The sequence below is a fragment of the Caulobacter sp. GW821-FHT10C03 genome (assembly GCF_059415485.1).
The window spans coordinates 325049-350603 of the sequence record NZ_JBWKNI010000001.1 but is presented as its reverse complement, the minus strand read 5'-3'; the positions used below and the strand labels follow the sequence as shown (position 1 = coordinate 350603).

The 25555-nt window shown below is 66.3% G+C and carries 18 protein-coding genes; 4 read left to right on the top strand and 14 right to left on the bottom strand.

Annotation, left to right across the window (positions count from 1 at the left end; genetic code table 11):
- Nucleotides 1–115: 115 nt before the first annotated feature.
- The 3 genes from AC07NG_RS01580 to rpoB all read right to left on the bottom strand — a co-directional run bounded on the left by AC07NG_RS01580 (nt 116) and on the right by rpoB (nt 9117).
- On the bottom strand, nt 116–637 hold the full coding sequence (locus tag AC07NG_RS01580; protein WP_494591727.1) for a hypothetical protein: 522 nt from the start codon (nt 635–637) through the stop codon (nt 116–118).
- A gap of 119 nt (nt 638–756) precedes the next feature.
- On the bottom strand, nt 757–4947 hold the full coding sequence (gene rpoC / locus AC07NG_RS01575) for a DNA-directed RNA polymerase subunit beta' (protein WP_487292082.1): 4191 nt from the start codon (nt 4945–4947) through the stop codon (nt 757–759).
- 99 nt (nt 4948–5046) lie between these two features.
- Nucleotides 5047–9117, bottom strand: coding sequence for a DNA-directed RNA polymerase subunit beta (gene rpoB, locus AC07NG_RS01570; protein WP_494591725.1), 4071 nt, complete (start codon nt 9115–9117; stop codon nt 5047–5049).
- A 354-nt stretch (nt 9118–9471) separates the two neighbouring features.
- Here rpoB and AC07NG_RS01565 point away from each other — a divergent pair, with 354 nt between their 5' ends.
- On the top strand, nt 9472–11202 hold the full coding sequence (locus AC07NG_RS01565; protein ID WP_494591723.1) for a tetratricopeptide repeat protein: 1731 nt from the start codon (nt 9472–9474) through the stop codon (nt 11200–11202).
- 66 nt (nt 11203–11268) lie between these two features.
- Entirely contained in the window at nt 11269–11799 is a 531-nt protein-coding gene (locus AC07NG_RS01560) for a YcxB family protein (RefSeq protein ID WP_492857391.1), read from the top strand.
- 48 nt (nt 11800–11847) lie between these two features.
- Here the strand turns inward: AC07NG_RS01560 and AC07NG_RS01555 are convergent, their stop codons facing one another.
- The 9 genes from AC07NG_RS01555 to rplK all read right to left on the bottom strand — a co-directional run bounded on the left by AC07NG_RS01555 (nt 11848) and on the right by rplK (nt 19265).
- Nucleotides 11848–14196, bottom strand: a complete 2349-nt coding sequence (locus tag AC07NG_RS01555; RefSeq protein WP_494591721.1) for a glycoside hydrolase family 31 protein — start codon at nt 14194–14196, stop codon at nt 11848–11850.
- Between the two features lie 327 nt (nt 14197–14523).
- The gene (gene rplL, locus AC07NG_RS01550; protein WP_487292085.1) at nt 14524–14904 is read right to left on the bottom strand and encodes a 50S ribosomal protein L7/L12; all 381 of its coding nucleotides are present in this window, start codon (nt 14902–14904) and stop codon (nt 14524–14526) included.
- A gap of 46 nt (nt 14905–14950) precedes the next feature.
- A complete protein-coding gene (rplJ, locus tag AC07NG_RS01545; protein ID WP_110117853.1) occupies nt 14951–15469 on the bottom strand; it encodes a 50S ribosomal protein L10 in 519 nt (172 codons plus the stop codon).
- 329 nt (nt 15470–15798) lie between these two features.
- On the bottom strand, nt 15799–16140 hold the full coding sequence (locus AC07NG_RS01540; RefSeq protein ID WP_494591719.1) for a hypothetical protein: 342 nt from the start codon (nt 16138–16140) through the stop codon (nt 15799–15801).
- Between the two features lie 8 nt (nt 16141–16148).
- On the bottom strand, nt 16149–17369 hold the full coding sequence (locus tag AC07NG_RS01535) for a TIGR03862 family flavoprotein (RefSeq protein ID WP_494591717.1): 1221 nt from the start codon (nt 17367–17369) through the stop codon (nt 16149–16151).
- Nucleotides 17366–17761 (bottom strand): type II toxin-antitoxin system VapC family toxin, encoded by a 396-nt coding sequence (locus tag AC07NG_RS01530; protein WP_494591836.1) that lies wholly within the window; start codon nt 17759–17761, stop codon nt 17366–17368. Before AC07NG_RS01530 ends, AC07NG_RS01535 begins: the two co-directional genes overlap by 4 nt.
- Nucleotides 17761–18000, bottom strand: a complete 240-nt coding sequence (locus AC07NG_RS01525; protein ID WP_494591716.1) for a type II toxin-antitoxin system VapB family antitoxin — start codon at nt 17998–18000, stop codon at nt 17761–17763. The genes AC07NG_RS01530 and AC07NG_RS01525 overlap by 1 nt, the downstream gene beginning before the upstream one ends.
- Nucleotides 18001–18139: 139 nt before the next feature.
- Nucleotides 18140–18829 (bottom strand): 50S ribosomal protein L1, encoded by a 690-nt coding sequence (rplA, locus tag AC07NG_RS01520; RefSeq protein ID WP_110117857.1) that lies wholly within the window; start codon nt 18827–18829, stop codon nt 18140–18142.
- A gap of 4 nt (nt 18830–18833) precedes the next feature.
- A complete protein-coding gene (gene rplK / locus AC07NG_RS01515; RefSeq protein WP_007661528.1) occupies nt 18834–19265 on the bottom strand; it encodes a 50S ribosomal protein L11 in 432 nt (143 codons plus the stop codon).
- A 501-nt stretch (nt 19266–19766) separates the two neighbouring features.
- Between rplK and AC07NG_RS01510 the strand changes: the two genes are divergently transcribed.
- Entirely contained in the window at nt 19767–22622 is a 2856-nt protein-coding gene (locus tag AC07NG_RS01510) for a TonB-dependent receptor domain-containing protein (protein ID WP_492857397.1), read from the top strand.
- Nucleotides 22623–22806: 184 nt separating this feature from the next.
- Complete coding sequence (ggt, locus tag AC07NG_RS01505; RefSeq protein WP_494591712.1) at nt 22807–24474, top strand: gamma-glutamyltransferase; 1668 nt, start codon at nt 22807–22809, stop codon at nt 24472–24474.
- Between the two features lie 153 nt (nt 24475–24627).
- Here ggt and nusG read toward each other — a convergent pair whose 3' ends face one another.
- Nucleotides 24628–25185 (bottom strand): transcription termination/antitermination protein NusG, encoded by a 558-nt coding sequence (nusG, locus tag AC07NG_RS01500; protein WP_110117861.1) that lies wholly within the window; start codon nt 25183–25185, stop codon nt 24628–24630.
- Between the two features lie 14 nt (nt 25186–25199).
- The gene (secE, locus tag AC07NG_RS01495; RefSeq protein WP_110117862.1) at nt 25200–25514 is read right to left on the bottom strand and encodes a preprotein translocase subunit SecE; all 315 of its coding nucleotides are present in this window, start codon (nt 25512–25514) and stop codon (nt 25200–25202) included.
- Nucleotides 25515–25555 lie beyond the last annotated feature (41 nt).

The window sequence follows — 25555 nt, the reverse complement described above, 5'->3', positions numbered from 1 at the left end:
GGTCCGGGCGAAGGGAGGAATTTGCCCTATTCTCGCCCGACCCGACTGAAATTTCATTTAACGCGCTGAAATAACGCGAGTCTTTTTACATTCCCGCGTTCTATTCGAGGTTGCGTCAGGCGGCCGGCGTGGCCTTGGCCGTCGGGGTGGTCAGGGCGCCGTTGCAATAGCGCTTCCAGGCCCGCCAGTAGCGCGGATCCAGATGGGCGCAGCCGGCCTGGGTGATCGCCACCTCGGCGTCGTACCAGTCGGTCTTCGGCTCATCCATGTACTTCAAAACCAGGGCCGGGCACTGCTTGCGGGCCTTGGGCGAGAGGTTGTCGCCGGCGCGGTGGATGATGTAGCCGGCCGCGCCCGGCGTCTTGACCGCGATCATGCCGGTCCAGGCCTGTTCGGGTTCGGCGGCGTCGACGCACAGGGCCTTGCCGCGCTCGGACTGGCTGATCACCGGGTTGCGGAACATCACCATCTCGGGCCGCTCGAAGCTCTTGGAGATCTTGCTCGTTGTCTCGTCGACGAAGGCCTTGTCGGCGGCGGCGAAGTCGTCGGAGGGCTTGGGCTCGGGAACCGGCTTGGGCGCGCAGGCGGCCATGGACAGCGCCACGCACGCGGCGGCGACCCAAACACTGCGAACCATCGACGTCCCCCGACGCTGCGCCCGCCCCTGCCCTGGGGCTTACGGCAAAACAAAAGAGCGGCCGGGTTTCCCCGACCGCTCCTTGTCTAGCACAACCTGTAAGGTCGTCGACCCGCCGATTACTCGGCGTCGGAGAGCGCGATTTCCGCCGGCAGCGGCTCCATCGCTTCTTCGCGCTGCTGGGCCAGCTGCTCGTCGCGCTTGGCGGCGACGCGCTGCAGGCTGCGCAGGTAGGAACCCGTACCAGCGGGGATCAGGCGACCCACGATGACGTTCTCCTTCAGGCCTTCCAGGGTGTCGGTCTTGCCGTGCACCGAGGCTTCGGTCAGGACGCGGGTCGTTTCCTGGAACGACGCGGCCGAGATGAAGCTCTTGGTCTGCAGCGAGGCCTTGGTGATGCCGAGCAGCACCGGCTGGGTCACAGCCGGACGGCCGCCGCGGGCGATCGCCTTTTCCTGTTCCTTGTCGAAGTCCGGCTTATCGAGGTGGTCGCCCTTGATAAGGCCGGTGTCGCCGGGCTCGAGGATCTCGACCTTCTGCAGCATCTGACGAACGATCGTCTCGATGTGCTTGTCGTTGATCGGCACGCCCTGCAGACGATAGACCTCTTGGATCTCGTCGACGAGGAAGTTGGCCAGGGCCTCGACGCCCAGGATGCGCAGGATGTCGTGCGGATCCGGGTTGCCGTCGATGATGTACTCGCCGCGCGTGATGAAGTCGCCATCATGCACCGCGATGTGCTTGCCCTTCGGGATCAGGAACTCGACCGCTTCGCCCTGGTTGCCGTCTGCGTCGACTTCCGGGGTGATCTTGATGCGGCGCTTGTTCTTGTAATCCTTGCCGAATTCGACACGGCCGTCCATTTCCGCGATGACCGCGCAGTCCTTCGGACGGCGGGCTTCGAAGAGTTCGGCGACGCGCGGCAGACCACCGGTGATGTCCCGGGTCTTGGCGCCTTCGGTCGGGATACGGGCGATGACCTCACCCGGCTTCACTTCGTCGCCGTCGGCCACCGAGAGAATGGCGCCGACCGACAGGAGGTAGCGAGCCTCGCCGCCGTTCGACAGACGCTTGTACGAGCCGTCCTCGGCCAGCACGCCCATGGCCGGACGCAGGTCCGAACCGCGGGCCGACGCGCGCCAGTCGGCGATGACGCGCTGGGCGATGCCCGTCGCTTCGTCGACTTCTTCGCGGACCGAGAAGCCGTCCACCAGGTCTTCGGCGCGGATGCGGCCGCCGACTTCGGTGATGATCGGCGTGGTGTAGGGGTCCCAGTCGGCCAGGCGCTGGCCGCGCTTGACGGTGTCGCCGTCCTTGATCTTCAGGCGAGCGCCGTAAGGCGGCTTGTAGTTTTCGCGCTCCTTGCCGTCGACCAGCACGCTCACGGCCGTGTTGCGGCTCATGACGACCAGCTGGCCGTCCGATCCGATCACGGTGGCGCCGGTCACACGGACCACGCCGTCGTTGCTGCTTTCGAAGAACGACTGCTCGGCCACCTGGGCCGTGCCGCCGATGTGGAACGTACGCATGGTCAGCTGCGTGCCCGGCTCACCGATCGACTGGGCGGCGATGACGCCGACAGCTTCACCGATGTTGACCGGGGTGCCGCGGGCCAGATCGCGGCCGTAGCAGGCGCCGCAGACGCCGATCTTGGCTTCGCAGGTCAGGACCGAGCGGACCTTCACCGACTGGACAGCCGCCGCCTCGATGGCGTCGGCCATATTCTCGTCGATGTAGGTGTCGGCCGGAGCGACCAGCTCGCCGGTCGCCGGATCCTTGACGTCCTCGGCCGTGAAGCGGCCCAGGACGCGGGTGCCCAGCGAGACCAGCACGTCGCCGCCTTCGACCACGGCGCGCAGGGTGATGCCCTTCGTGGTGCCGCAGTCTTCCTCGACGATGATGCAGTCCTGCGCGACGTCGACCAGACGACGGGTCAGGTAACCCGAGTTGGCCGTCTTCAGCGCGGTGTCGGCCAGACCCTTACGGGCGCCGTGGGTGGAGTTGAAGTACTCCTGAACGGTCAGGCCTTCCTTGAAGTTCGAGACGATCGGGGTCTCGATGATCTCGCCGGAGGGCTTGGCCATCAGGCCGCGCATGCCGCCCAGCTGCTTCATCTGGGCTTGCGAACCACGGGCGCCGGAGTGGGCCATCATGTAGATGGCGTTGATTTCCTTCTCGCGGCCGTTCTCGTCCTTATGCTTGGTCTGCAGCTCGGCCATCATCTCGTCGGCGACGCGATCGGTGGCCTTGGCCCAGGCGTCGACGACCTTGTTGTACTTCTCACCCTTGGTGATCAGACCGTCGGCGTACTGCTGCTCATATTCCTCGGCCAGGGCGCGCGTCTCGGCGACGATCGCTTCCTTGCGCTTCGGAATGATGATGTCGTCCTTGCCGAACGAGATGCCGGCCTTGGCGGCTTCCTTGAAGCCCAGGCCCATGACCTGGTCGGCGAAGATCACCGTCGCCTTCTGACCGCAGTGGCGGTAGACGATGTCGATGAGGTTGCCGATTTCCTTCTTGGTCAGCGCCTTCTCGATCAGTCGGTGACCGATCGCGGGGTGGCGCGGCAGCAGGGCGGCGATCTTCATACGGCCCGGGGTGGTGTCGATCACGCGGCGGCGAGCCACGCCATCGGCTTCCACTTCGGTGAAGCGCGACTTGATCTTGGCGTGCAGCGACACGACGCCGGCGTCCATGGCCGCTTCGATTTCGCCCAGGTCCGAGAAGATCTTGCCTTCGCCCGGCTCACCTTCGCGAGCGACCGACAGGTAGTACAGACCCAGGACGATGTCCTGCGACGGCACGATGATCGGGCGACCGTTGGCGGGCGACAGGATGTTGTTGGTCGACATCATCAGGACGCGCGCTTCCAGCTGAGCTTCCAGGCTCAGCGGGACGTGCACGGCCATCTGGTCGCCGTCGAAGTCGGCGTTGAACGCGGCGCAGACCAGCGGGTGCAGCTGGATGGCCTTGCCCTCGATCAGCTTCGGCTCGAACGCCTGGATGCCCAGACGGTGAAGCGTCGGCGCGCGGTTCAGCAGCACCGGGTGCTCGCGGATCACCTCTTCGAGGATGTCCCACACCTGGGGCTGTTCGCGCTCGACCATGCGCTTGGACTGCTTGACGGTGCCCGACAGCCCCTTGGCGTCCAGGCGCGCATAGATGAACGGCTTGAACAGCTCGAGCGCCATCTTCTTGGGCAGGCCGCACTCGTGCAGCTTCAGGTCCGGACCCACGACGATGACCGAACGGCCCGAGTAGTCGACGCGCTTGCCGAGCAGGTTCTGACGGAAGCGGCCTTGCTTGCCCTTCAGCATGTCGGCCAGCGACTTCAGCGGGCGCTTGTTGGCGCCCGTGATGACGCGACCGCGACGGCCGTTGTCGAACAGGGCGTCGACCGACTCCTGCAGCATCCGCTTTTCGTTGCGGATGATGATGTCGGGCGCGCGCAGCTCGATCAGGCGCTTCAGACGGTTGTTACGGTTGATGACCCGGCGATAGAGGTCGTTCAGGTCCGACGTGGCGAAGCGGCCGCCGTCCAGCGGCACCAGCGGACGCAGTTCCGGCGGGATGACCGGAACGACCGTCAGCACCATCCACTCGGGACGGTTGCCCGACTCCTGGAAGGCTTCCAGGATCTTCAGGCGCTTGCTGAACTTCTTCTGCTTCATGTCCGACACGGTGCCGGCCAGTTCCTCGCGCAGACGCTCGGCCTCTTTTTCGAGGTCGATGGCCTTCAGCAGGTTCTGGACGGCCTCGGCGCCGATCTCGGCGGTGAAGCTGTCGTCGCCGTACTCGTCCTGAGCGCGGATGTAGTCATCTTCCGACAGCAGCTGGTGCTGCTTCAGCGGGGTCAGGCCCGGCTCGGTGATGATGTAGTATTCGAAGTACAGGACGCGCTCGATGTCCTTCAGCGGCATGTCGAGCATCATGGCGATGCGCGAGGGCAGCGACTTCAGGAACCAGATGTGAGCGACCGGCGAGGCCAGCTCGATGTGGCCCATGCGCTCACGGCGAACGCGGGCGAGGGTGACTTCCACGCCGCACTTTTCGCAGATGATGCCCTTGTACTTCATGCGCTTGTACTTGCCGCACAGGCATTCGTAGTCCTTGGTCGGGCCAAAGATACGGGCGCAGAACAGGCCGTCACGCTCGGGCTTGAACGTGCGGTAGTTAATGGTCTCGGGCTTCTTGATCTCGCCGAACGACCACGAGCGGATCTTTTCCGGCGAGGCGAGCGAGATGCGGATCTGGTCGAAGGTCGGCGTGGCCTGGACCGGATTGAAGATGTTCAGGACTTCCTGGTTCATCTTGGTTCCTTCTGCGGGACTACCCGCGAAAATTCTAAGTCAGAGAGCGGCTGATGGAGGGCCCCTCCCCCGCCTTCAGGCGGGAGAGGGAGATCCGGATCAGCTGTTCTCCAGCTCGACGTTCAGGCCGAGCGAGCGCATTTCCTTGACCAGCACGTTGAAGCTTTCCGGGATACCGGCTTCGAACGTGTCGTCGCCGCGGACGATGCTCTCGTAGACCTTGGTCCGGCCGGCCACGTCGTCGGACTTCACCGTCAGCATTTCCTGCAGGGTGTAGGCCGCGCCGTAGGCTTCCAGAGCCCACACTTCCATTTCCCCGAAGCGCTGACCGCCGAACTGGGCCTTGCCGCCCAGCGGCTGCTGGGTGACCAGCGAGTACGGACCGATCGAACGGGCGTGGATCTTGTCGTCGACCAGGTGGTGCAGCTTCAGCATGTAGATGTAGCCGACCGTGACCGGACGCTTGAACTGCTCGCCGGTGGTGCCGTCGAACAGGATCGACTGACCCGACGCGTTGACGCCGGCCATTTCGAGATGGCTCTCGATGTCCTCGATGCGGGCGCCGTCGAACACCGGGGTGGCGATCGGAACGCCCTTGCCCAGGTTCTTGGCCAGCTCGACCAGGTCTTCCTCGGTTTCCGGCAGCTCTTCGTCCGGGCCGTAGACATCACGCAGACGTTGGACCAGGGCGTCCTTCTGGCCGCCGTGCTGCCAGTCCTCGAGCAGACCGGTGATCTGCTTGCCGAGGTTGGCGCAGGCCCAGCCCAGGTGGGTTTCGAAGATCTGACCGACGTTCATGCGCGAAGGCACGCCCAGCGGGTTCAGCACGAGGTCCACGTGGGTGCCGTCGGCGAGGAACGGCATGTCCTCGATCGGCAGGATGCGCGAGATGACGCCCTTGTTGCCGTGACGGCCGGCCATCTTGTCGCCCGGCTGAAGCTTGCGCTTCACGGCCACGAAGACCTTGACCATCTTCATGACGCCCGGGGGCAGTTCGTCGCCGCGCTGCAGCTTGTCGACCTTGTCTTCGAAACGACGGTCGAGGCGCTTGCGGTTCTCGTCGAACAGACGGCGCAGGCTTTCCAGTTCGCCCATCGCCTTCTCGTCGTCGAGCGCGATCTGCCACCACAGGCCCGAGGCCACCGAAGCAAGACCCTCAGCGGTGATCTCGCCGCGCGACAGGCCCTTGGGGCCCGACAGCGCGTTCTTGCCGATCAGCAGGTCCTTCAGGCGACCCGAGATGTTGCGGTTCAGGATCGCGAACTCATCGTCGCGGTCCTTGCCCAGACGGTCGATTTCCGAGCGTTCGATCGCCAGGGCGCGTTCGTCCTTGTCGACGCCGTGACGGTTGAACACGCGCACGTCGACGATCGTGCCGGCGACGCCCGGGGGCAGGCGCAGGCTGGTGTCGCGGACGTCCGAAGCCTTCTCGCCGAAGATGGCGCGCAGCAGCTTTTCTTCCGGAGTCATCGGGCTTTCGCCCTTCGGCGTCACCTTGCCGACCAGGATGTCGCCCGGCTGGACTTCGGCGCCGATGGCCACGATGCCGGCTTCGTCGAGGTTGCGCAGGGCTTCCTCGCCGACGTTCGGGATGTCGCGGGTGATTTCTTCCGGACCGAGCTTGGTGTCGCGGGCCATGACTTCGAATTCCTCGATGTGGATCGAGGTGAAGACGTCGTCACGGACGATGCGCTCGGAGATCAGGATCGAGTCTTCGAAGTTGTAGCCGTTCCAGGGCATGAACGCGACGAGCGCGTTGCGGCCCAGGGCCAGTTCGCCCAGCTCCGTCGACGGACCGTCGGCGATGATGTCGCCGGCGCTGATCTTGTCGCCCACGCGGACCAGCGGACGCTGGTTGATGCAGGTCGACTGGTTCGAGCGCTGGAACTTCGACATCCGGTAGATGTCGACGCCCGAGCGGGCCGCGTCGGTCTCTTCGGTGGCGCGCACGACGATACGGGTGCCGTCGATCTGCTCGACGACGCCGGTGCGCTTGGCGATGACCACGGCGCCCGAGTCACGAGCCACGACCGCTTCCATGCCGGTGCCCACGAGCGGGGCGTCCGACTGGACGAGCGGCACGGCCTGACGCTGCATGTTCGAGCCCATGAGGGCGCGGTTGGCGTCGTCGTTTTCCAGGAACGGGATCAGGGCGGCGGCCACCGACACGACTTGGCGCGGCGACACGTCCATCAGGTCCACCGTCTCCTTTTGCAGGAGGGTCGGTTCGCCGTTGATGCGGCCCGGAACCAGGTCTTCGAGGATCTCGCCTTCGACCACCTTGATGTTCGACTGGGCGATGACGTGCTTGGATTCCTCCATCGCCGACATGTAGACGACTTCGTCCATCGGCTTGCCGTCCTTCACGCGACGGTACGGGCTCTCGATGAAGCCGTACTTGTTCACGCGGGCGTGGGTGGCGAGCGAGTTGATCAGACCGATGTTCGGGCCTTCCGGCGTTTCAATCGGGCAGATCCGGCCGTAGTGGGTCGGGTGAACGTCGCGGACTTCGAAGCCGGCGCGTTCGCGGGTCAGACCGCCCGGGCCGAGGGCCGAGAGACGACGCTTGTGGGTGATTTCCGACAGCGGGTTCGTCTGGTCCATGAACTGCGACAGCTGCGAAGAGCCGAAGAATTCACGCACCGCAGCGGCGGCGGGCTTCGCGTTGATCAGGTCATGCGGCATGACGGTGTCGATATCGACCGACGACATGCGTTCCTTGATCGCCCGTTCCATGCGGAGCAGGCCGACGCGGTATTGGTTTTCCAGCAGCTCGCCGACCGAACGCACCCGGCGGTTGCCGAGGTTGTCGATGTCGTCGATTTCGCCGCGGCCGTCGCGCAGGCCGACCAGCAGCTTCAGCACGGCCAGGACGTCTTCCTTACGCAGGACGCGGACTTCGTCCGAGACTTCCTGCTCGAGGCGCATGTTCATCTTCACGCGACCGACCGACGACAGGTCGTAGCGCTCGGCGTCGAAGAACAGCGACTTGAACATCGCTTCGGCGGCTTCAACCGTCGGCGGCTCGCCCGGACGCATGACGCGATAGATGTCGAACAGCGCGTCTTCGCGGACGGCGTTCTTGTCCACGCGCAGGGTGTTGCGCATGTAGGCGCCGACCGTGACGTGGTCGATGTCGAGCACGTCGATGGTGTCGAAGCCTTGGTCGGCCAGGGCCTGGATCGTCGGGACGTCCAACTCGTCGCCGGCTTCGGCGTAGATCTCGCCCGTCTCGAAGTTGACGGCGTCGCGGGCCAGGTAGCGGCCGGTCAGGGCTTCCGGACCGAGCAGCAGGGTCTTCAGGCCGGCGTCGGCGAACTTCTTGGCGTTGCGGGCGCTGATCTTGGTGCCGGCCGGAGCGATTTCCTCACCCGTGTCGGCGTCGACCAGGGCGACTTCCGGCTTCACGCCGCGCCAGCGCTCGGCCTTGTACGGGGTGGCCCAGCCGCCCGCGCGCTTTTCGAACGGGACGACGTCGTAGAACGTGGTCAGGATCTCTTCGCCGTCCATGCCCAGGGCATAGAGGAAGGTCGTGGCCGGCAGCTTGCGGCGACGGTCGATGCGGACGTAGACGATGTCCTTGGCGTCGAACTCGAAGTCGAGCCACGAGCCGCGGTACGGGATCACGCGGGCGGCGAACAGCAGCTTGCCCGAGGCGTGGGTCTTGCCCTTGTCGTGGTCGAAGAACACGCCCGGCGAGCGGTGCATCTGCGAGACGATGACGCGCTCGGTGCCGTTGACGATGAAGGTGCCCTTGTCGGTCATGAGCGGGATGTCGCCCATGTAGACGTCCTGCTCCTTGATGTCCTTGACGGACCGGGCGCCGGTTTCTTCTTCGGTTTCGAACACGATCAGGCGCAGCTTGACCTTCAGCGGCGCGGCGAAGGTCATGTCGCGCTGAATGCACTCTTCAACGTCGTACTTCGGCTCTTCGAACTCGTACGAGACGTATTCGAGCACGGCGCGCTCGTTGAAGTCCTTGATCGGGAACACCGACTTGAAGACCGCCTCGACGCCTTCGTCGCGACGCTGGCCCGGACGGACCTCGCGCTGAAGGAACTGCTCGTAGGAGGAGCGCTGAACCTCGATGAGGTTCGGCATCTGCACAGCTTCGGGGATGCGGCCGAACGACTTCCGGATCCGCTTCTTGCCGGTGAAGGATTGCGCCATGTTTTTTCCCTGCGGCGCGGACGGAATCCGCGCGTGAATTCGAATGCCTCGGCGTCCACCCTCGCCGCTCCCCTGGTCGGAGAGCGTCGGACGCTGGAATTCCCCTAGCGAGCGACCGGGACCGGAAGCTCGATGGGCGCCCCTTCGCGCGGATCGGAGGGCGGCTGATCGCGCCTCGGGGCGTTGAAGAGCGGACGTGCGTGGACGCACTCCGCCGAAATGTCTTCGTGAACGGGCGGATATAGGGGATCGAAACGCGGATGGAAAGGGGGAAATAGCGCCCCATTCGACGGCGTCGCTTCGTTTCAGCAGGGATACGCCCGCTCAGCCCCCTTCCGGGGACGAAGGATCGCCATGCCCGCCGCCGCCCAGCCGTCCCTCAAGCGCCCCTCCCCGCCCGACGCCTCCACCACCCTGGTCTCGCCGATGCAGCGGATCGCAGACCGGATCGACGAGGTTTCGCCGGTTCCGCGCAAGCTGATGATCGCCGCCAGTTCCGACCTGGCGGCCGGCGATTTCCAGGCCGCCGAGAAGAAGGCCATGGCCGCGGCCCCGCACGGCGGGCCGCTGGCCCTGCGGCTGCTGGGCCTGGTCTACGAGCGCGCCGGCCAGCTGCCCAAGGCCTTCACCGCCTATCAGGCCGCCCACAAGCTGTGGCCGGACGACGTCGACGGCGTACGCGACCTGGCGCGGCTGGCCCGGCGCCTTGGCCAGCCGGACATGGCGGCCGAACTGCTGCTGCGGGTGCGCGCCGCCGCCCCGGGCGACCTGGCCGACGCCCAGGACCTGGCCTCGGCCCTACGCGACCTCGACCGCTTCGACGACGCTCTCAAAGTGGTGCGCGAGGCCATGGCCCTGGCGCCGGAGGATCCGAACCTCTGGAGCCTGCTGGGCTCGATCGCCACCCAGCGCGGCGACGACGGGGACGCCCAGGTGTTCCACGACGAGGCCGCGCGCCTGGGTCCGCGCGAGGTGCCGGTGCTGGCCAACGCCGCCATCGCCCGCCTCGACGTCGGCGACGCGGCCGGCGCCCTGGCCGCCTGCGACGCGGCCCTGGCCGCCGCCCCGACCCCGCCCCAGGCCGCCTCGGTGCGCATGACCCGGGCCTTCGCCCAGCTGTGCCTGGGCGACCTGGCCGGCGGCTGGGCCGACTACGCCGCCCGGCTGGCGCTGGAACGCCGGGAATCCATGGCCTTCGACATTCCCGGCGAGCGCTGGACGCCGGCCCGGCCGCTGCGCGGCCTCTCCCTGCTGCTGGTCGGCGAGCAGGGCCTGGGCGACGAGGTGCTGTTCGGCTCGATGCTGCCCGACCTTCTGACCGCCCTTGGCCCCGCCGGCCGCCTGACCCTGGCGGTGGAGCCGCGCCTGGTTTCGCTGTTCGCCCGCGCCTTCCCCGGCGTGCGGGTGACGCCGCATGTCGGCACGAGCCTGGCCGGCCGGGTGACCCGCGGCGTCCCGGACGCCAACGAGCACGAGGCCTGGGCCCCAATGGGCGCTCTACTGCCGCTGCTGCGGCCGACGACCGACCGTTTCGCCCCGCGCGCCTTCCTGTCGCCCGATCCGGACCGGCTGGCGCACTGGCAGGATTGGCTGGCGAGCCTGGGTCCTGGCCGCAAGGTCGGCTTCATGTGGCGCAGCCGGCTGATGGGCGGGCTTCGCAACCGCCGCTTCGCCCCGTTCGAGGCCTGGACGCCGGTGCTGCGCACGCCGGGCGCGCTGTTCGTCAATCTTCAATACGGCGAGCCCGGGCCGGAGCTGGCCCGCGCCGCCGCGCAAGGGCTGGAGATCCACCAGCCGCCGGGCCTGGACCTGATGCAGGACCTGGAGGGCGTCACGGCCCTGACCTGCGCGCTCGACATGATGATCGGTCCGATGACCGCGACCAGCAACCTGGCCGCCGCCTGCGGCGTCGAAACCTGGATCCTCGCCTCCAACCCACTCTGGCCGTTGCTGGGGACGGGCGGCTGCCCCTGGTACCCCAACGTGCGGGCCTTTGCGCCGGAGGGGGCGGATGACTGGGGGCCGAGGCTGGAAGAAGTGGCGGGGGCGCTGGCGGAGCGGGTGGAAGAAGCACCGGCGGCCTGAGGCCGGCTTGGCCTCGAGCGGATTTCGGTTTAGCCCTGCAACCTTGGGTCAAGCTTGAGCGCCGGCATGCACACCGCCACCTACCAGTTCACCGCCGCCGATCTCGCCGACGCCCGAGGTTACGCCTATCGGAGCCTTCCGGGCGTGAAGGCCTTCCGAGCCGTGCCCTTCCTGATAACGGGCTACGCCCTGCTGATGATCGCCAGATATGCGCTCCAGGAGCGCTGGAGCGGCGTCATGCTTCACACGCCTCTGTTCTGCGTTGGCCTGGTGCTGCTGGCCTTGAGGTGGCTGGGCGATCGGTGGGTGCTGCCCCTGTCAGCGCGCCAACAGATCGCGCGGGACAAGAGCCTGCAGGACGAAACCGTCATTTCCTGGGGCCCCGAACAGATCACCTTCCAGAACATCCGCAGCCAGTCTCAATGGGCCTGGGGCGACTTCTATCGCTGGCAGGAGGCCCCTGGCGGCCTGCTCCTCTGGCGAAGCGACCGCCTCTACAGCTATGTCCCCAAGCGCGTCCTCACCGGGGACCAGATTGCGGAGCTTCGCGCCATCCTGACCGGCGCGTTGGGCGCGGCCGGCAAGCGCCGGAAATAGCGGTCCAAGAAAAAAGGGAGGACGTTTCCGCCCTCCCCTCTTCGTCTCTTACTTCACCACTTGGACCGCGGCCTGGGCTTGCGCCGCCAGGGCCTTGTCGCCGGTGGCGGTGAGCTTGCCGGCCTTGTCGTCCCAGCGCAGCTTGACCGTCTTGCCGACGCCCTTCTCGTAGGCGTTGGTGACGCCGTCGTCGTCATAGAGCGAGAACTCGGCGTCGCGGCCCGGCCAGACCTTCACGGCGCTGATGGCCTGGGGCTGGCTGGTGTTGAGGATCGGCGCGCCCATCGGCACGATCGAACCGGCGCGGACGAACAGCGGGATGGTGTCGATCGGGGCCTTCACGCGGATCGTCTGGCCGCCCGTGTACTTCTGGTTGGTCCAGTAGTCGTACCAGTCGGCGCCGGCCGGCAGGTAGACGTCGCGCTCGGTGACGCCCTGGTCGGTGACCGGGGCCACCAGGAAGGCCGGGCCGAACATGTACTGGTCGCCGATGTTGGCCACCTTCGGGTCGTTCGGGAAGTCCATGAACAGGCCGCGCATGAAGGGCGCGCCGGTGTCATAGGTCGTCTTGCCCATCGAGTAGAGGTACGGCATCAGCGCGTAGCGCAGGCGGACGTACTTGGTCAGGACGGTTTCGGCCTCCTTGCCGAACGACCACAGCTCGGTCTCCTTGCGCATGCCGTGCACGCGCAGCGTCGGGGTGAAGACGCCGTACTGGAACCAGCGGGTGAAGAGCTCGGGATAGTCGTTGTTCTGACCGACCACGGCGCGGGCGTCGGACGGGTCGAGCAGCGGCGGCTTGGTCGCCGTCGTGGTCTGCGGCAGCCACTGCCAGCCGCCGATGTCGTTGCCCCAGTACGCGAGACCCGAAGCGGTGAAGTTCAGGCCCGTCGGCACCTGGCGCTTGAGCACTTCCCAGGTCGGCGAGATGTCGGACGACCAGAACAGCGAGCCGTTGCGCTGGGCGCCGGTGTAGGCGGCGCGGGCCAGGATCAGGTTGCGCTTGTCGGGACGGTCGCGGCGCGAGCCGTCGGCGGCCAGCTGGGTGTGCATCAGCGGGAAGGCGTTGCGGACGCGGTCGCCCGTGCCGGCGTGGAAGTAGTAGCCCGACGGCACCAGGTCAGGCTCGGTCTCGTCCAGCCACAGCCAGTCGAAGCCCTGCGAGAGGATGTTGTCACGGATCTTGCCCCAGAACCAGTCGCGGGCCTCGGGGTTGGTGGTGTCGATCAGGGCGCCGGTGCGGTCGCTGCGGAACGGCAGGCCGTCGACGACCTTGCCGTCGGCGTCCTTCAGGAAATAGCCCTTGTCGGCCATGTAGTTGAAGTAGCGGCCTTCCTGCTCGAAGCGGGGCCACACGCTGATGATGGTCTGCACGCCGCGGTCATGCAGCGTCTTGTTCATGCCCTTGGGGTCGGGGAAAGCGGTCGGATCGATGTCGATCTGGCCCATCCGCGTCCAGTGGAACCAGTCGAGCACCATGATGTCGAGCGGCAGGCCGCGCTTCTGGTAGCCGTCGGCCACGGCCATGAACTCGGCTTGGGTCTCGTAGCGGGCCTTGGACTGGATGTAGCCGAAGGCGGCCTTGGGCGGCAGCGGGGTGACGCCGGTCAGGGCGCGGTAGCCGGCGTAGATCTCGTCGGTGGTCTTGCCGGTGATGACGAAGAACGACACCCGCTCGCCGACGTTGGACTGCCACAGGGTGCGGCCGTTGACGCCCGGATAGATCTTGGTGGCCGACGGGTTGTCCCAGAGGATGCCGTAGCCCTTGGACGTCACCAGGAAGGGCACGCAGACGGTCTCGCCGTGCGGGGCGTCGTAGTCGTGCTTGCAGTCGATGGTGCGGCCGCGCAGGTCGAGCGCGCCTTCCGACTCCTGGTTCTGGCCCAGGCCGTAGAAGTGCTCGTCGGCCGTGGTCGAGAAGGTCGCGCCGGCGCGGTAGGTCTTCTCGCCGCTGACGACGTGGGGCGACAGCTCCCAGCCGTTCATGTCGACCAGCGAGGTCCCGTCGGCCTTGCGCACCTTGATCGAGACCGGCGGCAGCGACGGGGCGAAATAGCGCTCCTGCAGGCTGGGCGCGCCGGGCCACGGCTGGGCGACGACTTCCAGCGACAGCTCCGAAGAGGTGAAGACGTCGGCGCCGGCCTTCTGGTCGTGACGCCAGCCCTTGTCGCTGGGCGCGCCGTTGATCCCGTAGCCGGGGGCGGCCTTGGCCAGGTCCTTGTCCTGGCTGATGGTCACGCGGATGACGTTGGGGGCGTAGGTCTCGACCGAGACATAGGAGCCGTTGCGGTCGACCGTGGTGGTCGGGGCCGCGACGGCGAGGCCGGCGGCCATGCTCAGGGCCAGGCCAGACGCCACGCCAAGGGCGCGTCGACGCGCTCCGTTCAGCCAAGCCATGCGATTTCCTCCACTAAGTTACCGCTATCATTTCCTGGTGCTGGCGTAGTGGCGGGCGCGGCGAAGGTCAAGGCAAGGGTGTGATTGATGGGAGGAATGGGCGGCGGTCCTTCTCCCCTTGCGGGAGAAGGTGGCGGCCGAAGGCCGTCGGATGAGGGGTCGCGCGGGCGGTTCTGAGAGACCCCTCACCCGACCTCGCTCCGCGAGGCCACCCTCTCCCGCAAGGGGAGAGGGGCTTAGAAACGAAAACGGGCCCGGAGGTTTCCCTCCGGGCCCGTCTCGTAAGGTCATGAAGACCAGATCCGCGTCAGGCGACGCGGAACCGGATTACTTCACTTGGACCTTGGCGCCGGCTTCGGTCAGCTTCTTGGCGACTTCGTCGGCCTGCTGCTTCGAAACGTTTTCGACGACGTTCTGCGGAACGCCTTCGACCAGGTCCTTGGCTTCCTTCAGGCCGAGGTCCGGACGGACGCCGCGGACTTCCTTGATGACGTTGATCTTCTTGTCGCCACCGTCCAGCAGGACGACGGTGAATTCGGTTTGCTCTTCAGCGGCTTCAACCGGAGCAGCCGGACCACCAGCGGCGGCGACGGCGACCGGAGCGGCGGCCGAGACGCCCCACTTTTCTTCCAGCAGCTTCGAGAGTTCAGCGGCTTCCAGCACCGACAGGGTGGACAGTTCTTCGACCAGCTTTTCGAGCTTCGACATGTGTCAGTTCCTTAGAGAGATTGGGATAGATTTGCGGGGATGACCGTTACGCGGCGTCTTTGGTCGCGTAGGCGTTGAAAACGCGAGCCAGCTGGGCAGCCGGGGCCTGCAGGACGCCAGCGATCTTGGTCGCCGGAGCCTGGATGAGGCCGATGAGCTTGCCACGCAGTTCGTCCAGCGACGGCAGGGTCGCCAGAGCACGCACGCCGGCTTCGTCGAGCACGTTGGTCTGGTCCAGAACGCCACCGACAATCTTGAGCTTGTCGTTTTCTTTGGCGAACTGCACCGCGATCTTCGCGGCCGAGACGGCGTCCGGGCCGAAGGCGATGGCGACCGGACCGGTGAAGAGCGTGTCGCCCTTTTCACCGAGCTTGCCGTCGAGAGCCTTCAGAGCCAGGGTGTTCTTCACAACCTTGATCGCGGCGCCTTCCTTGCGGAGGCGAAGACGAAGGTCGGTCATTTCCGCAACGGTCAGACCCGTATAGTGGGTCACGACGACAGCGCCGGCATCGGCGAAGACGCTTTTCAGCGACTCGATCGATTCCTGCTTTTGAGCGCGGTCCATTGCGGTCTCCTACTCAGTTGCAGGCGGCCGGACCATTCCGGCAGCCAGATGCTCGTCCCATGCGGAATTGCTCCCGCGCGCGAGTTGCATCAGCCTGTTCCAAGGAAAGTCGGCCGCGCACCTGACTCGGACTGACGTCACGAGGAAGGCGGTCTTGGCGTCTCTATCCCTGTCTCCCGACGGCGAGGAAGGGCTCTTCCTCGATTATGGCGCTGGTGACCCCGCGCCCCGCAGTTCTCAAACAGGTTCGCCGCCGAACCGGAGTCCAGCGGAGAGGCGGGCCGTATAGACGAAGAGTCGGCGGATATCAACAGGGAGAAGCGACTTCGCTAACGCGTCAGCCGCTTCAATCCATCCAGCGCGAGACCCGACAGCGGGGCGGCCGTGTCGATCACAAGCCGCGAGCCGACCTGGGGCGTCTCGTATCGTAGAGTGATTTCCAGTCGCTGATCGCCATCCAGCCTCAAGCGGCTCAATCCACCATAGCTGCCGTAGAACTGATCCTGTAGCTCGACGTAGTGGTCCTCGCCGAAGAAATCGATGGCGGTCTCGGTGCCGGCTTCCGGCAGGGAGATCAGAAGATAGCCCGCCTTGGATCCCTTCAGGTCGAACGCGATCTGGACGACGCCGTTCTCGATTGAAACCACTTCCCCGGAACTTCTCACGCGCATGGCTGCTCCTAGATCAATCGCGCCAGCGCCTGCTTGGCCGCTGCTACGCCCGAGGCGAAACAGGCCTGCAGCAGGTAGCCGCCGGTGGGGGCTTCCCAGTCCAGCATCTCGCCGGCCAGGAAGACGTCCGGCCGCGACCGCAGCGCCAGGCCATCGAGGCTGTCGAAGGTCACGCCGCCGGCGGCCGAGATCGCCCGGTCCAGCGGCCGGGCGGCCGTCAAGCGGATCGGCGCGGCCTTGATCGCCGCCGCCAGGACCGCGGGCTCGGACGGCAAATCCAGGCCATGGGCCTCGCGCAGCAGGTTCACCTCGACCGGCGACAGCTTCAGGGCCTTGCGCAGGTGGTTGGCCAGGGATTGGCCGCCGCGCGCGCCGGAGAGGCGCCGCTCCAGGGTCTCGGCCGGCAGGTCGGGACGCAAGTCGATGGTCAGCACCGCCGCGCTGTCGCGGGCAATGGCCTCGCGCGGGGCCGAGCCCAGGGCGTAGACCGCTCCGCCCTCGATCCCGTAGCCCGCGACCATGGCGTCGCCCCGCGCTTGGCGGCCGTCGCAGGTCAGGCGGACGTTCTTCAGCGGCTCGCCGGCGAAGCGGTCGCGGAAGATCTCGCTCCAAGAAACCTCGAACCCGCAGTTGGCCGGGGCGAAGGGCGCGACCTGAGCCCCCTGCCCTTCCAACGTCTTCGTCCATGCCGCGTCTGAGCCGAGCTTGGGCCAGCTGGCGCCGCCCAAGGCCAGGATCGTGGCGCGCGGCCGCCAGGCTTCGCGACCGTCCAGACCGTCGATCAGCAGGGCGCCGTCCCCGCTCCAGCCCGCCCAGGCCGACCGGGTTCGCAAGGAGACGCCCAGGCTCTCCAGGCGCGCCAGCCAGGCGCGCAGCAGCGGCGAGGCCTTCATCGCCTTGGGGAACACACGCCCGCTGGCGCCGACGAAGGTCTCCTGGCCGAGGTCCTTGGCCCAGGCGACCAAGTCGGCGGGCGTGAAGGCCTCGAGCATCGGCCGCAGCACCGCCTCGCGCGCGCCATAGCGGCCGGCGAAGCGCTCGAAGTCTTCGGAATGGGTGAGGTTCAGCCCGCCGCGGCCGGCCATCAGGAACTTGCGCCCGAAGGTCGGCATCTTCTCGAACACCACAACCGAGCGGCCGGCCTGCGCCAGGCGCTGGGCGGCGATCAGCCCGGCGGACCCGCCGCCGACCACGGCGACGTCGATGATCCTAGAAGCGTCAGACGTCACGCGGCCTCGATGTCGGTCAGGGAAAAGTCGCCGCCCTTGTAGAGCAGCGGCACGCCATGAACCTTGGCGCAGGCATAGGCGAAGCAGTCGCCCATGTTCAGCTTGGCGGGATGGACGCCCTTGCCGAAACGGGCGTGGGCTTCGAGCGCGACTGCTTGCTCGGCCTCACCAATGAGCACAATTCGCGCCTCGAAACTCGATTGAAGCCCGGAGACGATATCGACGGCGTCGGCGATGGGCCGCTTCGTTTCCCGCGCCACTGCGCGCACGGCCTCCCATGTCGAGATCGCGGACGTCAAAATAGTCTCTGCTTGGACCAACTTGGCCTTCAGGATCTCGCGCTCTGGCTCGTTCAGGAGAATGGCCGTCCAGGCGGACGCATCGACGAACATCAATCGCCGTTGATCATGTCGAAGAATTCCTTGTCGGCCTTAAGGCCAGTGCGCGGCCAGCTGTCGATCTCCGCCAGGATGGCTTCGACCTTCGCCAGCTTTTCCGCCTGCGCCTTCTCACGCGCGGCCAGGGCCTCGGTGGCGGCCAGCTTCACGGCCTCGGTGATGCCCACGTGCGCCTTCTCGGCCAGCTGGCGGACCAGGGCGTCGGTTTCGGGGTCGCGGATATGAAAGGCCATGGATCACCTCCATCTAGCCTGAGGATAACATCGGCTAGCCGGCCTCACAACGAACCCCAACGAAACGAGGCCCCAAACGCAAGACGGGCGCTGGATCGCTCCAGCGCCCGTCTCCGAAGTCAAAGGCTTCGATCGGCGGTTAGGCGGTGATCGAGGCGATGTCGACCTTCACGCCCGGACCCATCGTCGAGGACAGGCCGACCTTCTTGACGAAGACGCCCTTGGCGCCCGACGGCTTGGCCTTGTTCAGGGCGTCGATCAGAGCCTTGACGTTGACCAGCAGGGCTTCGTCGGTGAACGAGGCCTTGCCGATGCCGGCGTGAACGATACCGGCCTTTTCGACGCGGAACTCGACGGCGCCGCCCTTGGCGTCCTTCACGGCTTGGCCGACGTTCGGGGTCACGGTGCCGACCTTCGGGTTCGGCATCAGGCCGCGCGGGCCCAGCACCTTACCGAGACGACCGACCAGGGCCATCATGTCCGGGGTGGCGATGACGCGATCGAAGTCCATGAAGCCGTTCTGGATCTTTTCGACCAGGTCTTCGGCGCCAACCACTTCGGCGCCGGCCGCGGTGGCTTCGGCGGCCTTGGCGTCCTTGGCGAAGACGGCGACGCGGACGTCACGGCCGGTGCCCGACGGCAGCTGAACGACGCCACGGACCTGCTGGTCGGCGTGACGCGGATCGACGCCGAGGTTCACCGAGATTTCGATGGTCTCGTCGAACTTGGCCTTGGCGTTGGCCTTGACCAGGGCGATGGCGTCGGCGACGGCCAGGGTGGCGTCACGGTCGCCGGTCCAGGCCTTGATGCGCTTGGGTTGCTTAGCCATTGGATTAGGCCTCCACGATCTTCAGGCCCATGGCCTTGGCGGAGCCTTCGATGATCTTGGCGGCAGCCTCGAGATCGTTGGCGTTCAGATCCTTCATCTTCTTTTCGGCGATTTCGCGCAGTTGGGTGCGCGTCACTTCGCCGACGGTCTCACGACCGGTCAGCTTCGCGCCGGACTTCAGGCCGGTGATCTGCTTCAGGTAGTGGGTCGCCGGGGGCGTCTTGGTGACGAAGGTGAACGACTTGTCCTGGTAGACCGTGATGACGGTCGGCAGGGGGGTGCCCTTTTCGACGTTCTCGGTGCGCGCGTTGAACTCCTTACAGAAGCCCATGATGTTGACGCCGCGCTGACCCAGAGCCGGGCCGATGGGGGGCGAAGGCGTGGCCGAGCCAGCCTTCACCTGGAGCTTGATGTAGCCCAGGATCTTCTTAGCCATACTATCCTCTCATGAGGGCCGGAGCCCTCGCTGGTGAGCCGTGGTGCGGGCTTGGCGGCCCTTCCACGGATTTGGCTCGTCATATTCGAGCGAATAACGACGAACACGCCCCGGGACGGGGTCCTGGAGCGAGGCGGCGCATTTAGCAGGCGCGTCGAACGGAGTCCAGCGCGGCGGCCCCGTATACGATCTTCCCCGCCCTGTTGCCGCCATGCCACGCCGGTTTCGGCCACGCCGGGGCCGCAATTCAACCGGAGCGACCCGCCGATAAACAAGAACGACACTACATCGTCACATATTCATCAATCCATGCCAATAACGGCGCAATGTGAGCACGCCCGTTCCCAGCACAACGATATCGGGCAACATATTCGCCCCATTCCATGAATTTCCGCCGAAATTCAGAAAAGAAACGACGCCATTCGTCTTCCGTATCGCGAACCTTGTTTCGCAGAACGCCGTCATCGCGACAAGCGATTTGGCGAATACTGGGGACTATGAATGGCTAGAAACACCTATCTTCTGAGCGCGTCGGCGCTCGTCATCGCCGTGACCGCAGCGCCGATCCTGGCGCAGGCCCAGACGAACGACGAGCCGGCCGCCGTCGAGGAAGTCGTCGTCACCGGTTCGCGCATCGCGCGCCGCGACTACGTCTCCAACAGCCCGATCATGACCATGGGCCAGGAGCAGATCGAGAAGACCGGTTCGGTCACGGTCGACACCCTGCTCAACCAGATGCCCCAGTTCGTGCCGTCGGTGTCGTCGACCTCGAACAACCCGTCGAACGGCGGCCAGGCCAACATCGACCTGCGCGGCCTCGGCACCGCCCGCACCATGGTGCTGATCGACGGCCACCGCGTCGTTCCGTCGAACTCGGACGGCACGGTCGACGTCAACATCGTCCCCGCGGCCCTGATCCAGAACATCGAAGTGATCTCGGGCGGCGCCTCGGCGACCTACGGCTCGGACGCCATGGCCGGCGTCGTCAACTTCAAGCTCAACAACAAGTTCGAAGGCCTGATGGTCGACGGCCAGTACGGCCTGACCCAGCGCGGCGACGGCAAGGAAGGCACGCTGAGCGTCACCGGCGGCACCAAGTTCGCCGACGGCCGCGGCCACGTCACCGCCTCGTTCGGCTACACCAAGCGCGGCGCCGTGTTCAACTCGGCCCGCGACTTCTCGAAGGTCAGCGGCCTGTCGAGCACCACGCCCTACGGCAGCTACGTCGTCGACGCCACCAACGCGCCGTCGCAAAGCGCCGTCGACTCGGTGTTCGCCCAGTACGGCGTCTCGACCGGCACGGTCAGCAGCGCGAGCTCGCGCTACGGCTTCAACAACGACGGCACGCTGTTCACCAACGGCGTCAACTACACCGGCTCGACCGCGCTCGACAGCTCGACCCTGACCTCGAGCAACTACTACAACACCGGCGCGCTGAACCTGCTGCAGCTGCCGATGAGCCGCTACTCGTTCTACACGGCCGGCACCTTCGAGCTGACCGACAACATCGAGCTCTACGGCTCGGTCAACTACAGCCACTACCGCTCGCGCACCCAGCTGGCCCCGTCCCCGGGCACCGGCTTCACCGTGCCGGTGACCAACCCGTTCATCACCGACGACCTGGCCACCCTGCTGGCCAGCCGCGCCGATCCGGACGCCGACTTCACCCTGAACAAGCGCTTCACCGACGTCGGTCCGCGCATCTCGACCACCACCTTCGACGTCGTCCAGGCGGCTGGCGGCGCCCGTGGCCAGACCGGGATCAAGGACTGGAGCTACGACGTCTACACCTCGTTTGGTCAGTCCAAGCAGAAGGAAAAGCAGTCGGGCAACGTCAGCCGCTCGGCGGTCGAGGAACTGCTCGACGCCTCGGACGGCGGCGCCAGCCTCTGCGAGGGCGGCTACGACCCGTTCGGCAACAACGAGATCTCGTCCGAGTGCAAGTCGTACATCTCGCGCACGACCCACAACACCACGACGGCCCAGCAGGCGATCGTCGAAGCCAACTTCAGCGGCGGCCTCTTCGACCTGCCGGCCGGCGAACTGCGCGGCGCCTTCGGCGCGGACTACAAGTGGGACAGCTACAAGTACTCGCCTGACGCCCTGCTGCTCAGTGGCGACGTCGTCGGCTTCAACGCCGCCGGCGCGGTCGACGCTTCGACCCACGTCTCGGAAGTCTATGGCGAACTGCTCGTGCCGGTCCTGAAGGACCTGCCGTTCATCAAGTCGATGAACCTCGACCTCGGCTACCGCTACTCGAACTACGCCACGGTCGGCGGCGTCGACGCCTACAAGATCGACGGCGACTGGGAAATCGTCGACGGCTTCCGCCTGCGCGGCGGCTACAACCGCGCCGTCCGGGCCCCGAGCCTGGGCGAGCTGTACTCGCCGCAGAACCAGGGCTTCTACTCGCTGAGCGAAGACCCCTGCTCGGCCGACAGCAGCTACCGCACCAACAGCGCCACCGCCGCCACCGTGCGTAGCACCTGCCTGGCGCAAGGCGTGCCGTCGTCGATCATCGACAGCTACAGCTACAGCAGCAGCCAGGTCGAAGGCACCAGCGGCGGCAACCCCGACCTGACCGAGGAAACCGCCGACACCTACAACTTCGGCTTCGTCTGGACCCCGCGCTTCGAGAACCCGCTGTTCGAGAAGTTCTCGGTCTCGGTCGACTACTATTCGATCGACGTGAAGAACGCGATCGGCACCATCGACGTCTCGACGGCGCTGGAGAAATGCTACACGGGCGGCAGCAGCGCCAGCTACTACTGCAACCTGTTCACCCGCTCGAGCACCACGGGTGAAATCACCAACGTCACCCTGACCAACCTGAACCTGGCCGAGTACAAGACCTCGGGCGTCGACTTCCAGCTCGACTGGGGCTTCGGCCTCGGCGCGGTGGGCCTCGACGACAGCCTGGGCTCGATCAAGATCAACGTGGTGGGCAACTACCTCGAGAGCTTCAAGATCCAGAGCCTGCCGGGCGAAGCGTTCGAAGAGCTGAAGGGCACGATCGGCAACACCCAGATCAGCGGCACCGCCGTCTCGCACCCCGAATGGAAGTACGCCACCTCGGTGGACTACGCCTTCGGCCCGTTCTCGGTCGGCGCGCGCTGGCGGCATATCGGCGACATGGTCGACGCCTACTATCCGGACGAGAAGATCGGCGCCGTCGACTACTTCGACCTGAACGGCAGCTGGGCTATCAACGACACCTACTCGCTGCGCGGCGGGGTCACCAACCTCACCGACAAGCAGCCGCCGTACTTCTCCTCCTACGTCCAGGCCAACACCGACCCGTCGACCTACGACGTGCTCGGCCGCCGCTTCTACGTGGGCTTCAAGGCGAAGTTCTAAGAACGGCCTGATCTAGGCTGAACTTGGGGGCGGATCTCTTCGGGGATCCGCCCTTTTTCTTTGGGAGGCGACGCCGGGGTCCACGCATCGCGTGCTGGTGACAAGCCTGGCGAATGCTCTAGCCTCCTGGCGGGATCACAGGGGGAAACCGATCGTGCATCTGCTCACCAGGATCGGGCTCGTCTTGGCGACGGTCCTCGCCCTCGCGGCGCCGCCAAGCCTCGCCGCGGCCAAGCCCCGGCCCGTCGCGGCTCGGGCTCTGACCGCCGGAGCCGTCGCTTCGCCCGACAGCTACGGAGCCCTGGCCGCCGAGGAAATCCTGCGCAAGGGCGGCAACGCGGTCGATGCGGCCGTGGCCACGGCCTTCGCCCTGGCGGTGACCTATCCGGAGGCCGGCAACCTGGGCGGCGGCGGGTTCATGACTCTCTATGTCGACGGCAAGCCCTACTTCCTCGACTACCGCGAGACCGCCCCGGCCGGGGCCGCCGCCGGCATGTACCTGAACGCCGAGGGCGAGGCGGTGGCCGCCCGCAGCCAGTTCGGAAACCTGGCGGTCGGAACACCCGGCACGGTGCGCGGCATGGCCATGGCCCACAAGCGGTTTGGCCGGCTGTCGTGGGCGCAGGTGCTGGCCCCGGCGATCCGCTACGCCCACGAGGGCTTCCTGGTCACGCCGCAGCTGATCGGCAATCTCGAGGACGCTGAAGGATCGTTCGTCGGCGTCACCAATTTCCACGCCCGGTTCGGCGGTCTGAAGGCCGGCGCGACATTCCGCCAGCCCGAGTTGGCCGCCACCCTGGAGCGCATCGCCAAAGGCGGAGACGCCGAGTTCTACACGGGCAAGACCGCCGACCTGCTGGTCGCCCAGATGGCGCGGGGCCCGGAGAAGGGGCTGATCACCAAGGCCGACCTGGCCGCCTACAAGGCCGTCTGGCGCGAGCCGATCCAGGCCGACTGGCGCGGCTTTCGCGTGATCACCGCCCCGCCGCCCAGCTCCGGCGGCATCGCCCTGCTGCAACTGCTGATGATGAAGCAGGACGCCGCCCCGCTGTTCGCGGGCGTGGCGCTGAACAGCCCGCAGTACGTCCACCTGGTCGCCGAGATGGAAAAGCGGGTGTTCGCCGACCGGGCCGAATATCTGGGCGACCCGGACTTCTGGAAGGTTCCGGTCTCGAACCTGATCGACCCCGCCTATGTCGCCCGCCGCGCGCGGGAGATCGATCCGGCCAAGCCCTCGCCCACGCCCTTGGTCAAGCCGGGGCTGGAAAAGCCCCAGACCACCCACTTCTCGATCGTGGACCGCTGGGGCAACGCCGTCTCCAACACCTATACGCTGAACGGCTGGTTCGGCTCGGGCGTCGTGGTCGAGGGTGCGGGCTTCCTGCTCAACGACGAGATGGACGACTTCTCGGCCAAGCCAGGCGCGCCCAACATGTTCGGCGTGGTGGGCGGCGACGCCAACGCCGTTGCGCCCGGCAAGCGGCCGCTGTCGTCGATGACCCCGACCATCCTGACGCGCGACGGCAAGGTGGCCATGGTGATCGGCACGCCGGGGGGCTCGAGGATCTTCACCTCGGTGTTCCAGGTGCTGGCCAACGTCTACGACTACGGGCTGCCGCTTGGCGAGGCGCAGAAGCAACTGCGCTTCCACCATCAGCTTCTGCCCGAGAACGTGATCTTCTCCGAACCCTACGAACCCTTTCCCGCCGAGCTGACAAAGGCCCTGGAGGCGCGGGGCTACAAGATCGAGACAGGGTTCGTCGGCGACATCGAGGCCATCCAGGTCATCGACGGCGCGCCGGTTCCGGCGGCGGATCCGCGGGCCCGCGGCGTTGGCAAGGTGGTTCCATAGAAGAGGTACAGGGTCGCGCGCCTCTTGGCCTCCGGACGGCGTGTCGCGCTCTCTTCGGCGCGTCCGTTTCCGGTCGAACGCCCTCCCCGGACAACAAAAAACCCCGCGTCGGCCGACGTGGGGTTCTTCGTATTGGCGCTGATCCGAAAGGGATCAGGCGATCTTTTCGACCTGGCTGTATTCCAGCTCGACCGGGGTGGCGCGGCCGAAGATCGAGACGGTGACCCGCAGGCGGGCCTTCTCTTCGTCGACCTGCTCGACCGAGCCGTTGAAGCTGGCGAACGGGCCGTCGATGACGCGGACGTTCTCGCCGACTTCGTACAGCACGACGGTCTTCGGCTTCTCGACGCCCTCTTCGATGGCGCCGACGATGCGCTGGACTTCCTTTTCGGAGACCGGCGTCGGCTTGGAGCCGCTGCCCAGGAAGCCCGTGACCTTCGGGGTGTTCTTGATCAGGTGATAGGCTTCGTCCGAGAGGTTCATCTTCACCAGGACGTAGCCCGGGAAGAACTTGCGCTCGGCGTTGACCTTGCGGCCACGGCGGATCTCGACGACGTCCTCGGTGGGCACCAGGATCTCGGAGAAGCTGTCTTCCAGGCCCTGGGCCTTGGCTTGCTCACGGATGCTCTCGGCCACCTTCTTCTCGAAGTTCGAGTAGGCGTGGACGATGTACCACTTGTGGTTCGGGTTCGAGGCGGTTTCGGTGCTCATGGTCTTCTTATGACTTATCCGGCCGCGAACTTCAGCAGCAGATTGGCGCCGGCCCCGAGGAGCCAGTCGACCAGGAGGAAGAACAGCGAGGCGACGATCACCATGATGAAGACCATCACCGAGGTGATCCAGGTCTCCTTGCGGGTCGTCCAGGTGATCTTGCGGGCCTCGGCGCGCACTTCACGGAAGAACTGCACCGGGTTGAAGGGCTTCTTGGGCGCCGCCGCGGCGGCGGCGGACGGAGCCTGACCGGCAGGGGCCAGCGCCGCAGCCGTACGGGCGGCGCGGTTCTTGATCGCTGACGGGCTGGATCCCGGTTTCCTGGCCATGGTTTCAGAGGCTCGCGTATCTGACAGGCCGGACCGAACGC

What these genes read in the sequence shown, in the direction of transcription:
- AC07NG_RS01555 (WP_494591721.1), bottom strand. Translation starts at nt 14,196, where the DNA reads ATGGCTTGGCTGAACGGAGCGCGTCGACGCGCCCTTGGCGTGGCGTCT.
- AC07NG_RS01530 (WP_494591836.1), bottom strand. Translation starts at nt 17,761, where the DNA reads ATGTTCGTCGATGCGTCCGCCTGGACGGCCATTCTCCTGAACGAGCCA.
- AC07NG_RS01565 (WP_494591723.1), top strand. Translation starts at nt 9,472, where the DNA reads ATGCCCGCCGCCGCCCAGCCGTCCCTCAAGCGCCCCTCCCCGCCCGAC.
- AC07NG_RS01580 (WP_494591727.1), bottom strand. Translation starts at nt 637, where the DNA reads ATGGTTCGCAGTGTTTGGGTCGCCGCCGCGTGCGTGGCGCTGTCCATG.
- rplL (WP_487292085.1), bottom strand. Translation starts at nt 14,904, where the DNA reads ATGTCGAAGCTCGAAAAGCTGGTCGAAGAACTGTCCACCCTGTCGGTG.
- rpoB (WP_494591725.1), bottom strand. Translation starts at nt 9,117, where the DNA reads ATGGCGCAATCCTTCACCGGCAAGAAGCGGATCCGGAAGTCGTTCGGC.
- secE (WP_110117862.1), bottom strand. Translation starts at nt 25,514, where the DNA reads ATGGCCAGGAAACCGGGATCCAGCCCGTCAGCGATCAAGAACCGCGCC.
- AC07NG_RS01560 (WP_492857391.1), top strand. Translation starts at nt 11,269, where the DNA reads ATGCACACCGCCACCTACCAGTTCACCGCCGCCGATCTCGCCGACGCC.
- rpoC (WP_487292082.1), bottom strand. Translation starts at nt 4,947, where the DNA reads ATGAACCAGGAAGTCCTGAACATCTTCAATCCGGTCCAGGCCACGCCG.
- rplA (WP_110117857.1), bottom strand. Translation starts at nt 18,829, where the DNA reads ATGGCTAAGCAACCCAAGCGCATCAAGGCCTGGACCGGCGACCGTGAC.
- AC07NG_RS01540 (WP_494591719.1), bottom strand. Translation starts at nt 16,140, where the DNA reads ATGCGCGTGAGAAGTTCCGGGGAAGTGGTTTCAATCGAGAACGGCGTC.
- nusG (WP_110117861.1), bottom strand. Translation starts at nt 25,185, where the DNA reads ATGAGCACCGAAACCGCCTCGAACCCGAACCACAAGTGGTACATCGTC.
- AC07NG_RS01525 (WP_494591716.1), bottom strand. Translation starts at nt 18,000, where the DNA reads ATGGCCTTTCATATCCGCGACCCCGAAACCGACGCCCTGGTCCGCCAG.
- AC07NG_RS01510 (WP_492857397.1), top strand. Translation starts at nt 19,767, where the DNA reads ATGGCTAGAAACACCTATCTTCTGAGCGCGTCGGCGCTCGTCATCGCC.
- rplK (WP_007661528.1), bottom strand. Translation starts at nt 19,265, where the DNA reads ATGGCTAAGAAGATCCTGGGCTACATCAAGCTCCAGGTGAAGGCTGGC.
- rplJ (WP_110117853.1), bottom strand. Translation starts at nt 15,469, where the DNA reads ATGGACCGCGCTCAAAAGCAGGAATCGATCGAGTCGCTGAAAAGCGTC.